At 72.2% G+C, this 13,979-nt stretch carries 9 protein-coding genes; 5 read left to right on the top strand and 4 right to left on the bottom strand.

The annotated features are described in order from the left end of the window. Positions 1–25: 25 nt before the first annotated feature. Positions 26–1,219: an NADH:flavin oxidoreductase gene (locus G6N10_RS09835; RefSeq protein WP_085095336.1), complete on the top strand. Its 1,194-nt coding sequence runs from the start codon at positions 26–28 to the stop codon at positions 1,217–1,219. A 30-nt stretch (positions 1,220–1,249) separates the two neighbouring features. Next, positions 1,250–3,952, top strand: a complete 2,703-nt coding sequence (locus tag G6N10_RS09840) for an ATP-binding cassette domain-containing protein (RefSeq protein ID WP_163742364.1) — start codon at positions 1,250–1,252, stop codon at positions 3,950–3,952. On the opposite strand, the gene G6N10_RS09845 is transcribed toward G6N10_RS09840, so the two are convergent. Then, a complete protein-coding gene (locus tag G6N10_RS09845; protein ID WP_085095340.1) occupies positions 3,945–4,502 on the bottom strand; it encodes a pentapeptide repeat-containing protein in 558 nt (185 codons plus the stop codon). The genes G6N10_RS09840 and G6N10_RS09845 overlap by 8 nt on opposite strands. Positions 4,503–4,520: 18 nt before the next feature. On the opposite strand from G6N10_RS09845, the gene G6N10_RS09850 reads away from it, so the two are divergent. Next, positions 4,521–4,985, top strand: a complete 465-nt coding sequence (locus tag G6N10_RS09850; RefSeq protein ID WP_085095342.1) for a tRNA (cytidine(34)-2'-O)-methyltransferase — start codon at positions 4,521–4,523, stop codon at positions 4,983–4,985. A 13-nt stretch (positions 4,986–4,998) separates the two neighbouring features. On the opposite strand, the gene G6N10_RS09855 is transcribed toward G6N10_RS09850, so the two are convergent. Beyond that, the gene (locus G6N10_RS09855) at positions 4,999–5,640 is read right to left on the bottom strand and encodes a nitroreductase family protein (protein WP_085095344.1); all 642 of its coding nucleotides are present in this window, start codon (positions 5,638–5,640) and stop codon (positions 4,999–5,001) included. A 64-nt stretch (positions 5,641–5,704) separates the two neighbouring features. Continuing rightward, positions 5,705–8,989, bottom strand: coding sequence for an error-prone DNA polymerase (locus G6N10_RS09860; protein WP_085095346.1), 3,285 nt, complete (start codon positions 8,987–8,989; stop codon positions 5,705–5,707). Between the two features lie 150 nt (positions 8,990–9,139). Here G6N10_RS09860 and G6N10_RS09865 point away from each other — a divergent pair, with 150 nt between their 5' ends. Continuing rightward, positions 9,140–10,516, top strand: coding sequence for a WS/DGAT/MGAT family O-acyltransferase (locus tag G6N10_RS09865; RefSeq protein WP_085095348.1), 1,377 nt, complete (start codon positions 9,140–9,142; stop codon positions 10,514–10,516). A 6-nt stretch (positions 10,517–10,522) separates the two neighbouring features. Here G6N10_RS09865 and ppsA read toward each other — a convergent pair whose 3' ends face one another. Further along, entirely contained in the window at positions 10,523–12,787 is a 2,265-nt protein-coding gene (gene ppsA, locus G6N10_RS09870) for a phosphoenolpyruvate synthase (RefSeq protein ID WP_085095350.1), read from the bottom strand. Positions 12,788–12,964: 177 nt separating this feature from the next. Between ppsA and G6N10_RS09875 the strand changes: the two genes are divergently transcribed. After that, complete coding sequence (locus tag G6N10_RS09875) at positions 12,965–13,897, top strand: 1-phosphofructokinase family hexose kinase (protein WP_179962828.1); 933 nt, start codon at positions 12,965–12,967, stop codon at positions 13,895–13,897. Positions 13,898–13,979: the final 82 nt, after the last annotated feature.

Raw genomic sequence — 13,979 nt, forward strand, 5'->3', positions numbered from 1 at the left:
GGCGTCACCGTGTTGGAGTGCGGAGGTGAACACCAGCCCAAATGTGTTTAGTCCGGCCAAACTGGGTCCGATCACGCTGCGCAACCGCGTGATCAAGGCCGCCACCTTCGAGGCATCCACCCCGGAGGCCCTGGTCACCGACGATCTGATCACCTACCACCGGCGCCCGGCCGCCGGTGGCGTCGGCATGACGACGGTGGCCTACTGCGCGGTCACCCCGGGCGGGCGCACCGACCGCAGACAGATCTGGATGCGGCCCGAGGCGGTGCCCGGACTGACCCGGCTGACCGAGGCCATCCACGCCGAGGGCGCGGCGATCAGCGCGCAGATCGGCCATGCCGGCCCGGTCGCCGACTCCCGCTCCAACCGGGCCGACGGGCTGGCCCCGGTCCGGTTCTTCAACCCGATCGCGATGAAGTTCGCCCGCCGCGCCACCCGCGACGACATTCTCGATGTGATGGCCGCGCACGCCAACGCCGCCCGGATCGCCATCGACTCGGGGTTCGACGCCGTCGAGATTCATCTCGGCCACAACTACCTGGCCAGCTCGTTCCTGTCTCCGCTGATCAACCGCCGCAAAGACGAGTTCGGTGGGTCGCTGGAGAACCGGGCGAAGGTGGCCCGCGGGGTGGTCCGCGCGGTCCGCCAGGCGGTCGACGAGTACGGCGGCGGCAAGATCGCGGTGACCGCCAAGCTGAATATGTCCGACGGCGTGCGCGGCGGGATCAACCTCGACGAGTCGATCCAGACCGCGCGCTGGCTGCAGGAGGACGGCGGCCTGGACGCCCTGGAGCTGACCTCGGGCAGTTCGCTGCTCAACCCGATGTACCTGTTCCGCGGCGGCGCCCCGATCAAGGACTTCGCCGCCGCGTTCTCCCCGCCGATGAGCTGGGGGATCCGGATCAGTGGCAAAAAGTTCCTGCGCGAGTACCCGTACCAGGAGGCCTACCTGTTGAAGGAGGCCCGACGGTTCCGCGCCGAGCTGACCCTGCCGCTGATCCTGCTCGGCGGGATCACCAATCGCGAGACGATGGACCTGGCGATGGACGAGGGCTTCGAGTTCGTCGCGATGGGCCGCGCGCTGCTGGCCGAGCCGGATCTGCTGAACCGGATCGAGGCCGACGGCCGGGTGCGTTCGGTGTGCAACCACTGCAACGAGTGCATGCCCACCATCTACAGCCACACCTACTGCACGCTGACCGGTGCGCCGGACCGGTAGCCCATTGGGCAGCCGTTAAGGTTGGTCGCGATGACTGGATCCGCCGCGCCCACGTTGACCGTTCGCTACGACGGCTCGCAGCGCAACTTCGCCCCCGGCAGTGACATCGTCGTCGGGCGCGATCTGCGCGCCGACGTTCGAGTCGCCCACCCGCTGATCTCCCGCGCGCATCTGATCCTGCGCTTCGACAACGGCCGCTGGGTCGCGATCGACAACGGGTCGCTCAACGGCATGTACCGCAACGGCCAGCGGGTGCCGACCGCCGACATCCACGACGGCGCGGCGCTGAACCTGGGCAACCCGGACGGCCCGCTGCTGTCCTTCGAGGTGGGCCGGCACGTCGGCTCGGCCGGCCGGACGCCGACGACGGCGGTGCCGGTGGTCGGCGGCTATCCGCCCGCGGGCGGCCCCGGCTACCCGCCCGGCGGCCCCCGCCCGCCGTTCCCGCCCAGCGGCGCCCAGCCGCAGTACCCGACCGGCGGCCCCCGCCCGCCGTTCCCGCCCAGCGGCGCCCAGCCGCAGTATCAGACCGGCGCCCGCCCGCAGTACCCGACCGGCGCCCGGCCGCAGTACCCGCCGAGCGGGCAGCTGCCGCCGCAGAACCTGCCGCCGGCCCCCGGCAACACGCCGACGATGATGGGTCCGGCGGCCACCCCGCCGCCGGCCGGCGGCGACGGCGCCAACCTGGCCACCAGCATGCTCAAGATGCTGCGGCCCGGCCGCACCCCGGCCGCCCCGCCCGGGTCGATCAAGATCGGTCGCGCCACCGACAACGACATCGTCATCCCCGACGTGCTGGCCTCCCGCCACCACGCCACCCTGGTGACCACGCCGGCCGGCACCCAGATCCTGGACAACCGCTCGATCAACGGCACCTTCGTCAACGGCCAGCGCGTCGAGTCGGCGATGCTGCGTCCCGGCGACACCGTCACCATCGGCAACATCGACCTGGTCTTCGACGGCGCCACGCTGGGCCGTCGCACCCAGACCGAGGCCGACACCAAGACCGGTGGCCTGGAGGTCCGCGGCCTGACCTGGACCATCGAGGGCAACAAGACGCTGCTGGACAACATCTCGGTCACCGCCCGGCCGGGCACCCTGACCGCGGTGATCGGCCCGTCCGGCGCGGGCAAGTCCACCTTCGCCCGCCAGGTCGCCGGCGTCACCAGCCCGACCACCGGCACCGTCAGCTTCGAGGGCCACGACATCCACGCCGAGTACGCCTCGCTGCGCTCCCGGATCGGGATGGTCCCGCAGGACGACGTGGTGCACGGCCAGCTGACCGTGCACCAGGCGCTGATGTACGCCGCCGAGCTGCGGCTGCCGCCGGACACCACCAAGGAAGACCGCGAGCAGGTCGTCGCGCAGGTCCTCGAGGAACTCGAGATGACCAAGCACCGCGACACCCGGGTGGAGAAACTCTCCGGCGGCCAGCGCAAGCGCGCGTCGGTGGCCATGGAGCTGCTGACCGGCCCGTCGCTGCTGATCCTCGACGAGCCGACCTCGGGCCTGGATCCGGCGCTGGACCGCGCGGTGATGACGATGCTGCGCCAGCTGGCCGACGCCGGCCGCGTGGTGCTGGTGGTCACCCACTCGCTGACCTACCTGGACGTCTGCGATCAGGTGCTGCTGCTGGCCCCGGGCGGCAAGACCGCGTTCTTCGGCCCGCCGTCGCAGATCGGGCCGGAGCTGGGCACCACCAACTGGGCCGACATCTTCTCCACCGTGGCCGCCGACCCGGAGACCGCCGGGCGCCGGTACCTGGAGCGCTCCGGCCCGGCACCGGTGGCACCGCCCACCCAAACCCCATCGGATCTCGGCAAACCCGCCAAGACCAGCCTGATCCGGCAGTTCTCCACGGTGGCCCGCCGCCAGGTCAAGCTGGTGCTCGCCGACCGCGCCTACACCGGCTTCCTACTGTTTCTGCCGTTCATCATGGGCGTGCTGTCACTGTCGGTGCCCGGCGGCGGGGAGAACGACAAGAGCGTGGGCTTCGGTCAGGCGGTGCCGGCCATTCAGGGCGGCGCGGCGCCGAACGAGCCGGGCCAGATCCTGGTCATGCTCAACGTCGGCGCGATCTTCATGGGCACCGCGCTGACCATCCGCGCGCTGATCGGCGAGCGGGCGATCTTCCGCCGCGAGCAGGCCGTCGGGCTGTCCACCACCGCCTATCTGGGCGCCAAGGTCGCGGTGTTCACGGTGTTCGCGATCGTGCAGTCCTCGATCGTGATAACCATCACCCTGATCGGCAAGGGCTGGGGTCCGGGCGCCGTCGAGCACGGCGCGTTCTTCAGCAACCGCAGCCTGGAGATGTACGTCGACATGTCGATGACCTGTATCGCCGCGGCGATGACCGGATTGGCACTGTCGGGCCTGGCCAAATCCGCCGAGCAGATCATGCCGCTGCTGGTGGTGGCGGTGATGAGCCAGCTGGTGTTCTCCGGTGGCCTGATCCCGGTGACCGGGCGGGTGGTCCTGGACCAGCTGTCCTGGGTCACCCCGGCCCGCTGGGGCTTCGGGGCCTCGGCGTCCACCATCGACCTGACCCGGCTGGTCGGGCCGCCGCTGCTGCCCGACGACCCGTTCTGGCATCACACGGCGGGCGCCTGGTGGACCAACATCGGCCTGCTGATCCTGCTGTGCGTGGTCTACACCGGGTGGGTGCGCTGGCACATCCGGCTCAAGGGCGAGGGCACCCTGCTGCGCCGGGTCACCAAACGCGCGGTCAGTTAGCGCCGACGACCAGCCCGTGCGCGACGGCGTAGGCCAGCGCCTGGTCCACGTCGATCCGCGCCCCGCGCAGCGACGCCGTCGTCCACAGGTCGGCGCCCACCCGGGCGCCGCGCAGGTCGGCGCCGTCCAGCCGGGTGCCGACGGTCCGCGCCCCGGACAGGTCCGCCCCGGTCAGGTTCGCCTCGCGCAGGTCGGCCTGCACCAGCGAGGCCTCCCGCAGCCGGCAGCCGGACAGATCCGCCTTGCGCAGATCGGCGCCGCCGAGCACCGCGAGGGTCAGATCGACCTCGTGGAAGGTCACCGGGCGCAGCCGGCAGTCGCCGAACACCGCGCCGACCATTGAGCAGCCGGTGAAGCTGGACTGCCACAGCGTGGCCCGGGTGAAGACGCAGTTGCGAAACGCCGAGCCGACGTGGTGCGAGTCGGTCAGGGTGGCTCCGGTGAAGTCGCAGCCGTCGAACACCGTGCGTTCGGTGCGCAGCCCGGCCAGGTCGTCGTCGCGGAAGTCGGCGCCGGTGAACTCCCGGTCGGTCCATTCGAGTTCGGCCATGCTGACATCATCGTCGACATGTTCCGTGTCCTGTTCCACAGCCCCCGGATCGCCCCCAACACCGGCAACGCGATCCGGATGGTCGCGGGCACCGGGGCCGAGCTGCACCTGGTCGAACCGCTGGGCTTCGACCTGTCCGAGCCGAAGCTGCGCCGGGCCGGGCTGGACTACCACGACCTGGCCTCGGTGACCGTGCACGCGTCGCTGCCCGCGGCCTGGCGGGCACTGATGCCGGCGCGGGTGTTCGCGTTCACCGCCCGTGCGCAGACGTCGTTCACCGACATCGCTTACCGGCCCGGGGATGTGCTGATGTTCGGACCCGAGCCCACCGGCCTGGACCAGCAGACGCTGGCCGACCCGCACATCAGCGCGCAGGTGCGGATCCCGATGCTGGCCGGCCGGCGGTCGATGAACCTGTCCAACGCCGCGGCGGTGGCCGCCTACGAGGCGTGGCGCCAGCAGGGTTTCGCCGGCGCGGGGTGAGCGACCGCGGGCGCTACCAGCTGTTCCAGTGCGTGAGGTCCGCGGCGGGCAGCCGCTGCACCTTCCGGAAGTCGGTGCCCTTGGTGTAGGCGATCGGGAACAGCCCGCCCTGCGCGTACTGCTCGAACGGGATGCCGAGCAGCTCGGCGGCCTGCCGCTCGCCCTCGCCCAGCAGGTGCAGCGTGGTCCACGACGAGCCCAGCCCGCGGGCCCGCAGCGCCAGCATGAAGCTCCACACCGCCGGCAGCAGCGAGCCCCAGTAGGAGGCGGTCAGCCCGGCCTCCGCCCCGTCGGGCCGGCCCTCCAGGCACGGGACCATCAGCACCGGGGCCTTCTCGAAGTTCTCGCTGAGGTAGCGGGCCGAGTCCTGCACCTTGGTGATCTGCTGATCGCGGATGTCGCCGCGCTCCGGGCTCGGCAGGCTCAGGTACGGCGTCGCGTTCATCCGGTAGATGTCGGCCAGCGCCTTCTTCTTGTCCGGGTCGTCGACGAAGACCCACTGCCAGCCCTGGGCGTTGGAGCCGGTCGGCGCCTGCAGGGCGATGTCCAGGCACTCCATCAGGATCTCCCGCGGCACCGGCCGGTCGAAATCGAGACGTTTGCGCACCGAGCGGGTGGTGGTCAGCAGCTCGTCGTTGGTCAGTTCCAGGGTCATGCCTGTGAGATTACCGCCCGCACCACCGACCCAGTGAACACATTGCCAAAGTTGTACACAATGCTCAGCGGAAATCCCGCGACCGCGACCCCACCCCCAGCTCCAGCCGGGCCATCGCGTCGGCGATGACGGTGACCGCGCCGCTGGCGTTCTGCACGATGCCGCGGATCTCCAGCGCGACCGCGGTCTGCGCCAGCCGCCGGTAGCGCGCCCACACCCCGGGCGAGCACAGCACGTTGACCATGCCGGTCTCGTCCTCCAGGTTGACGAACGTCACCCCGCCGGCGGTGGCCGGGCGCTGCCGGTGGGTGACCGCCCCGGCCACCAGCACCCGGGTCCCGTCGGGCACCGACGGCAAGGCCGCGGCGGGCAGCACCCCGCGCTCGTCGAGCACCCCGCGCAGGAACTCGGTGGGGAAGCTGTCCGGACTGACCCCGGTGGCCCACACGTCGGCGGCGGCCAGTTCCAGCCGGCTCATGCCCGGCAGGCTCGGCGCGGCGGCGACGGTGCCGATCCCGGGCAGCCGGTCGGGCCGTTCGGCCGCGGCCGCCCCGGCCGCCCACAGCGCCCGACGACGGTCGGTCCCGAAGCAACCCAGCGCCCCGGCGGTGGCCAGCGCCTCGGTCTGCGGCACGCTCAGCCGGATCCGGCCGGTCAGATCCAGCAGCGAGGAGAACGCCCCACCCGCTTCGCGTTCGGCGACCAGCCGCTCGGCGAGCTCGGTGCCGATCTGCCGGACCGCGCCGAGGCCGAGCCGCAGCTCGGCACCGCGGTTCTCCAGGGTGGCGTGCACCAGGCTGGCGTTCACACACGGACCGTGCACGATGACCCCGTGCCTGCGGGCATCGGCGACCAGCGATTGCGGCGAGTAGAAGCCCATCGGCTGGGCGCGCAGCAGCGCCGCGCAGAACGCCGCCGGGTAGTGCAGCTTGAGCCAGGACGAGTAGAACACCAGCGAGGCGAAGCTCAGCGCATGGCTCTCCGGGAACCCGAAATTGGCGAAGGCCTCCAACTTCTCATAGATCCGCTCGGCCAGCTCGCCGGTGACGCCGTGCAGCCGCTCCATCCCCTGGTAGAACCGCCCGCGCAGCCGATGCATCCGCTCGGTGGAGCGTTTGGAGCCCATCGCCCGGCGCAGCTGATCGGCCTCGGCCGCGGTGAACCCGGCGCAGTCCACCGCCAGCTGCATCAACTGTTCCTGAAACAGCGGAACCCCCAAGGTTTTCCGCAGCGCATTCTGCATCGACGGGTGCTCGCAGTCCGGCGGCTCCAGGCCGTTGCGGCGCCGGATGTAGGGGTGCACCGAGCCGCCCTGGATCGGCCCGGGCCGGATCAGCGCCACCTCGACCACCAGGTCGTAGAACTCCCGCGGCTTGAGCCGGGGCAGGGTGGCCATCTGGGCGCGGGACTCCACCTGGAACACCCCAACCGAGTCAGCGCGCTGCAGCATTTCGTAGACCGCCGGTTCGGCGAGGTCCAGCTTGGCGAAGTCGACCTCGATGCCGTGGTGCTCGGCCACCAGGTCCTTCGCGTAGTGCAGCGCCGAGAGCATGCCCAGCCCCAGCAGGTCGAACTTCACCAAACCGATTGCCGCACAGTCGTCCTTGTCCCACTGCAGCACGCTGCGGCCCGGCATCCGGGCCCATTCCACCGGGCACACCTCGGCGATCGGCCGGTCGCAGATCACCATGCCGCCGGAGTGGATGCCCAGATGCCGTGGCAGATCACGAATCTGGCCGGCCAACTCCAGCACCTGCTCGGGGATGCCCTCGGTGTCGACAGGCCCGGATCGCCCCCAGCGGCCGATCTGCTTGCTCCAGGCATCCTGCTGGCCCTGCGAAAATCCCAGCGCCCTGGCCATGTCGCGCACCGCGCTGCGGCCGCGGTAGGTGATGACGTTGGCCACCTGCGCGGCGTGCTCACGGCCGTACCGTTGGTAGACGTACTGGATGACCTCCTCGCGGCGGTCCGATTCGATGTCGATGTCGATGTCGGGCGGCCCGTCGCGGGCCGGGGACAGGAACCGCTCGAAGAGCAGGTTGTTGACGATCGGGTCCACCGCGGTGACCCCGATCGCGTAGCAGACCGCGGAGTTGGCCGCCGATCCGCGGCCCTGGCACAGGATGTCCTGCTCGCGGCAGAACGCGACGATGTCATGCACCACCAGGAAGTACCCGGCGAAGCCCAGCTGGGCGATGATGCCCAGCTCGCGGTCCAGCTGGTGGTAGGCCCGCTCGGCGGTGGCCGGCGGCCCGTAGCGGTCGGCGGCGCCGACCCGGACCAGCTCACCCAGCCAGCTGTCCTCGGTGTGCCCGTCGGGAACCGCGAACGGCGGCAGCCGGGGCGCGATGAGCGCCAGCCCGAACGCGCACTGCTCGCCGAGTTCGGCGGCGGCGGTGACGACCTCGGGCCGGTGGGCGAAGATCGCCGCCATCTCCGCCCCGGACCGCAGGTGCGCCCCGCCGAGCGGGGCCAGCCAGCCCGCGGCGGCGTCCACCGACTGCCGCGCCCGGATGGCTCCCATCGCCGCGGCCAGCCGGCCCCGGTCCGGGGTGGCGAAGTGCGCCCCGGTGGTGGCCACCACCCCCACCCCGAACCGCGGGGCCAGCGCGGCCAGCGCGGCGTTGCGCTCGTCGTCGAGCGGGTGGCCGTGGTGGGTCAGCTCGACGCTGACCCGGTCGGCGCCGAACCGGTCCACCAGGTCGGCCAGCGCGGCCGCGGCGGCGTCCGGCCCGGCTGCGGTCAGCGCCGAGCGCACATGGCCCTTGCGACAGCCGGTCAGGATCTGCCAGTGTCCGCCGGCGGCCTCGGTCAGTGCATCGAAGTCGTACCGCGGCTTGCCTTTTCGGCCGCCCGACAGGTGCGCGGCGGCCAGTTGCCGGGACAGTCGCCGGTAGCCCTCGGGACCGCGCGCCAGCACCAGCAGGTGCGGGCCGGGCGGGTCGGGATGGTCGGTGCGCTCCCCCGGCCCCGGGTCCAGGGAAAGCTCGGCGCCGAACACCGTGGCCAGCTCCAGCTCGCGGGCGGCCTCGGCCAGTCGCACCACGCCGTAGAGCCCGTCGTGATCGGTCAGCGCCAGCGCCCGCAGGCCCAGCCGGGCCGCCTCGGCGGCCAGCTCCTCGGGGGTGCTTGCGCCGTCGAGGAAGCTGTAAGCCGAATGCGCGTGCAGCTCGGCATACGCCACGTCGGCACCGGCTGCCCCGCCACCGGCCCTCGCCGGGGCCCGCGGCTTCGGCCGGGCCGGTGAATCCAGCGGCAGGCCCGCGCGCCGGTGCGATCCGCCGGCCGGCCGGCCGCCCAGCACCCGTTCCATCTCGGCCCAGCTCGGCGGCCCGTTGTGCCAACCCACCCGAACAGATTATCGAATCTTTGTTCGAAGCGCCACGGCGGCCGCCGACCCGCCCGCCCCGCCGTCGGGCCGGGCTTTGGGCCCGAGGTCCCCGTCGGCACCGCCCTCCGGCACTGCTGAGACCCACCTCACAGCGGGCATAGTGGAGATATGGAGCAGCTCTCGGTTCTGGATGCCGGGTTCCTGCAGGTCGAGGACTCCGACCCGCGGATCAGCCTGGCCATCGGCAGCGTCACGGTGCTGGAGGGTCCGCCGCCGGGCTTCGACGAACTCGCCGACAGCCTGGCCCAGCGGCTGGCCCGGGCGCCCCGGCTGCGCCAGGCGGTGCGGACCCACCCGCTGGACCTAGAGCCCCCGCACTGGGTCGACGTGCCCGACCTGGACCTCGGCCACCACCTGCGCCACGTCGCGCTGCCGGCCCCCGGCTCCGACACCGAACTGTTCGCCCTGGTCTCCGACATCATCGAGCGCCGCCTGGATCGCGACTACCCGCTGTGGGAATGCTGGGTGGTCGAGGGGCTGGCCGAGGGGCGCTGGGCGCTGATCATCAAGCTGCACCACTGCATCGCCGACGGGGTCTCGGCGACGGCGATGATGGCCGCCTTCAGCGACGACGGCGAGCTGGACTCGTTCGCCACCCAGCTGCCAGACGCCCACTCACCCGACGCCCCCGCCGACGCCGGCCCGCTGTCCCGGATCAGCCTCAACCCGCTGGACTGGGGCAAGGCGGTCTGGGAGCTGTCCAGCGGCGCCGCCGACCTGGCCGCGCAAACCGTACGCGGCACCCTCGGCATCGTCGGTGACATCGTGCGCCCCACCTCGGGCAACTCGCTCAACGGGCCGGTCGGGAGCCTGCGCCGGTACCGCGCCGCCCGGGTTTCGATCGACGACATCCGCGCGATCGGCCGCGCCTTCGACGCCACCTTCAACGACGTCGCGCTGGCCGCGGTCACCCACGGCTACCGGCAGGTGCTGCTGCACCGCGGCGAGACGCCCCGACACGATTCGCTGCGCACGCTGATCCCGGTCTCGGTGCGCGACACCGCCGCGCTGCACACCCCGGACAATCGGGTGTCGCTGATGCTGCCGCTGCTGCCCGTCGACGAGCCCACCCCGCTGGCCCAGCTCAAGGCGCTGCGGCTGCGGATGCGCCGAGCCAAGTCCAACGGCCAGCGCCAGGCCGGGGCCAACGTCGTCGGCGCCGCCAACCGGTTCCTGCCGTTCCCGCTCACCGCGTGGACGGTGCGCGCGGTCAGCCGACTGCCGCAGCGCAACGTCACCGGGCTGGCGACCAACGTGCCCGGTCCCCGCCAGCCGGTGCGGATGTTCGGCCGCCGGGTACTGACCATGCTGCCGATCCCACCGCTGGCCCTGCGGCTGCGGGTCGGCATCGCCATGCTCTCCTACACCGACCAACTGACCTTCGGCATCCTCGCCGACTACGACAGCAGCCCGGACCTCGAGGTGCTCGTCGACGGCATCGAATCGGCGATCGCCGGGCTCGCCGAACTGGCCCGGCGGGCCTGACCGCCGCTACCGCGCGCGGGCGGCCTCCAACAGGATCCGCTGCTCGGCGGCAGCCACCACCCGGCGGGTGGCCGCCGCCGCGTCCGGGTTCACCGATATCGAGGTGATCCCCATCCGGACCAGATGTTCGGCGAACGCCGGATCATTCGACGGGGCCTGCCCGCACAGCGACGAGGTGATCCCGCCCCGCCGGGCCGCCGCGATGATCTGGCCGATCGCGTCGAGCACCGCCTCATCGGCGGTGTCGAACAACTCCGCGCAGATGTCGGAGTCCCGGTCCACCCCGAGCATCAACTGGGTCAGGTCGTTGCTGCCGATCGACACCCCGTCGATGCCCAGCCCGATGTAGGCCGGCAGCCAGTGCACCACCGAGGGCACCTCGGCCATCACCCAGCGGTGCAACCCGCGCTGGGCGCCCAGCTCACTGCGGTCGACCAGCGAAAGGCATTCCTCCAGTTCCCATTTCGTTCGCACGAACGGGATCATCAGCCCCAGGTTGGGGCTGGATTCGCGGATCTGGGCCAGCGCCCGGCACTCCAGCGCAAACAGCTCGGGTTCGGTGACGTAGCGGTAGCAGCCGCGGTAGCCGATCATCGGATTGTGTTCGACGGGTTCGTATTCCGCGCCCCCGGCCAGATTCGCGAACTCGTTGCTGCGAAAGTCGGTGGCACGGTAGATGACCGGGCGGTTGCCGAACGCGGCGGCGATCTGCCCGACCGACTCGACCAGCGCGGCCACCAGCGCGTCGCCCTCTCCGGCGGCGATCAGGGCCCGCGGATGCCGCCCGCCCAGCGCCCCGGTCAGGATCAGCTCGGCCCGCAGCAGCCCCACCCCGTCGACGTCCTGGGCGGCAACCGCCTGCGCGGTGTCCGGCATCCCCAGGTTGACGTAGATCCGGGTGGCGGTGATCGGCGCGACGGCGGCGGCCGCCACCGGACGTTCGGCGACGGTCACCGGCGCCGCGGCCGGCGCACCGGCGCGCACCTGCCCGTGCGTGCCGTCCACGGTGACGTCGATCCCGTCGGCCAGATCGGTGGTGGCCGAACGGGCCCCGACAATGCACGGCACGCCCAGCTCGCGCGCGACGATTGCGGCGTGGCAGGTCATGCCGCCGGTGTCGGTGACGATCGCCGCGGCCCGGCGCAGCGTCGGCAGCCAGTCCGGGTTGGTCATTGGGGCCACCAGCACCTCGCCGTCGGCCAGCCGGACGCCCTGGTCGGGGGTGCGCAGCACCCGCACCCGCCCTCCCGCCACCCCGGGGGCGGCCGACAGCCCGCGGGCCAGCACGGTGCCGGCGGCCGGGGCGGCGGTGCCCAGGGTGGTGATCGGGCGGGCCTGCACCAACCAGGTGTTCCCGTCGGCGATCGCCCACTCGGTGTCCTGCGGGCAGCCGTAGTGCCGTTCGACGGCCACCGCCAGCCCGGCCACCCGCGCCAGCGCGGCGTCGTCGAGCACTCGGGCGCCGGCCAATTCGACGCCGAGCTTCTCGGTGCGGTCGTGGCCGTCGTCGCCCCGGACGATCCGGAAGTCCTGGTGACCGACGCGGACGTCGAGCACCCTCAGCCCGTCCTTGTCCAGCACGTAGGTGTCGGGCTGCACCAACCCGGAGACCACCACCTCGCCCTGACCGAACGCGGCTTCCACCACCACGTGATCGCGGGCCCCGGTCGACGGGTCAGCGGTGAACGCCACCCCCGAGCGCTCCGAGGCGATCATCACCTGCACCACCACCGCCATCGCCGGTTCGGCGGTGAAGCCGCGGCTGGCCCGGTAGGCGATCACCCGCGGCCCGAACAGCGACATCCAGCATTGCCGCACCGCGTCGAGGAGTTCCTCGTCGCCGGTGACGTTGGTCAGCGTCTCGTTCATGCCCGCGAACGACGCATCCTTGCCGTCCTCGCCGGTGGCCGAGGACCGCACCGCCACCGCCACGTCGGGGCCCAGGCGGTGGTAGTGCTCCAGCAGCTCGGCACGGACCGCGGCGGTCATCCCGGCCTGGGACACCAGCTCACGGCAGCGGCTGGACAACTCGCCCAGCCGCGTCTCGTCGGCCGATGCCTCCAACGCCTCGCGGTGCAACCGGAGCAGCTCCCGGTCGACGCCGACCGCGCGCACCGACTCCCGGTAGGCGTCCCGCAGCAACACGAAGCCGGGCGGCACCGGCAGCCCGGCCGAGGTCATCTCACCGAGGTTGGCGCCCTTGCCGCCGGCTTCCTCGGCGTCGGCCAGCCGCAGCTCCGCGAAATCCCGCACCGTGCCCGTTGTCGTCATGATGCCCCCTGTCACCGGCCGTCCTTCGATACTGGCCGTCGAATCGCCCGCGCGCCAGCCATCGGGCGTCCCCGGCACCCCGCAATGGTCACGATGCACCCGTGACATTCGGCCCTAGTTGTTCGCCGACCCGCGCATTCGGGCGCCGTAACCGCCGGCAACGACGATGATCGCGCCATGCTCGTCACGATCACGATGAATCCGGCGCTGGATGTCACCACCGACACCGACACGGTGCGGCCCACCCACAAGCTGCGCTGCCACAGCGTCCGGCACGACGCCGGCGGCGGCGGCATCAATGTCGCCAAGGTCGCGCACGTGCTCGGCGCGCAGGTGGTCGCGATCTTCCCGGCCGGCGGGGTGGCCGGCGAGACGGTGTGCCGGCTGCTCGACGCCGCCCAGGTGCCCATCGCCCCGGTGCAGGCCGCCGAGGCGACCCGGGAGAGCATCTCGGTCAACGAGCTGTGCAGCCGGGACCAGTACCGGTTCGTGCTGCCCGGGCCGCGGATCTCCGAGGCCGAACAGATCGAATGCCTGCAGCGGCTGCGGGAGGTGGCCGCCGGCGCCGAGTTCGTGGTGGCCAGCGGCAGCCTGCCGCCCAGCGTGCCGGCCGACTTCCATCAGCGGATCTCTGATATCTGCGGGCAGCTGGGCACCCGGCTGATCGTGGACTCCTCGGGCCCCGGGCTGGCCGGATTGCGCACCGGCGCGTTTCTGATCAAGCCCAGCCTGTCGGAGCTGCGCGCCGTCGTCGGCGACGATCTGGCCACCCTCGGCGCCCAGGCCGCCGCCGCGCGGACGCTGATCGCGGCCGGGCGCGCCGAGAACGTGGTGGTGTCGATGGGCGGCGACGGCGCACTGCTGGTGACCGCGGACGCCGCCTGGCACTATCCGCCGCTGCGGGTGGCGCCGGGCAGCGGCGTCGGGGCCGGCGACGCGATGGTCGCCGGCATCGCCACCGCGCTGGCCCGCGGCGAGGCACTGACCGACGCCGTCGCGCTGGGGATGGCGTGCGGGGCGGCGATGCTGCTCACCCCCGGATCCGCCGCGTGCACCCGCACCGACGTGGCCCGCCTGCTGGCCGCCGCACCTGCCCCGCGGCCTGTTTAGGACCTCCGCTGCGCTACGGGTCAGCCCCGAACAGCATCATCACGCTCGGGAGGCTGACCCTCCGCTGCGCTACGGGTCAGCC

The sequence above is a fragment of the Mycolicibacterium fallax genome (assembly GCF_010726955.1).
Taxonomy (GTDB): domain Bacteria; phylum Actinomycetota; class Actinomycetes; order Mycobacteriales; family Mycobacteriaceae; genus Mycobacterium; species Mycobacterium fallax.

Excerpts from the sequence above, each read along its gene's own strand:
- G6N10_RS09840 (WP_163742364.1), top strand. The coding sequence starts at position 1,250 with ATGACTGGATCCGCCGCGCCCACGTTGACCGTTCGCTACGACGGCTCG.
- G6N10_RS09845 (WP_085095340.1), bottom strand. The coding sequence starts at position 4,502 with ATGGCCGAACTCGAATGGACCGACCGGGAGTTCACCGGCGCCGACTTC.
- G6N10_RS09850 (WP_085095342.1), top strand. The coding sequence starts at position 4,521 with ATGTTCCGTGTCCTGTTCCACAGCCCCCGGATCGCCCCCAACACCGGC.
- G6N10_RS09855 (WP_085095344.1), bottom strand. The coding sequence starts at position 5,640 with ATGACCCTGGAACTGACCAACGACGAGCTGCTGACCACCACCCGCTCG.
- G6N10_RS09865 (WP_085095348.1), top strand. The coding sequence starts at position 9,140 with ATGGAGCAGCTCTCGGTTCTGGATGCCGGGTTCCTGCAGGTCGAGGAC.
- ppsA (WP_085095350.1), bottom strand. The coding sequence starts at position 12,787 with ATGACGACAACGGGCACGGTGCGGGATTTCGCGGAGCTGCGGCTGGCC.
- G6N10_RS09875 (WP_179962828.1), top strand. The coding sequence starts at position 12,965 with ATGCTCGTCACGATCACGATGAATCCGGCGCTGGATGTCACCACCGAC.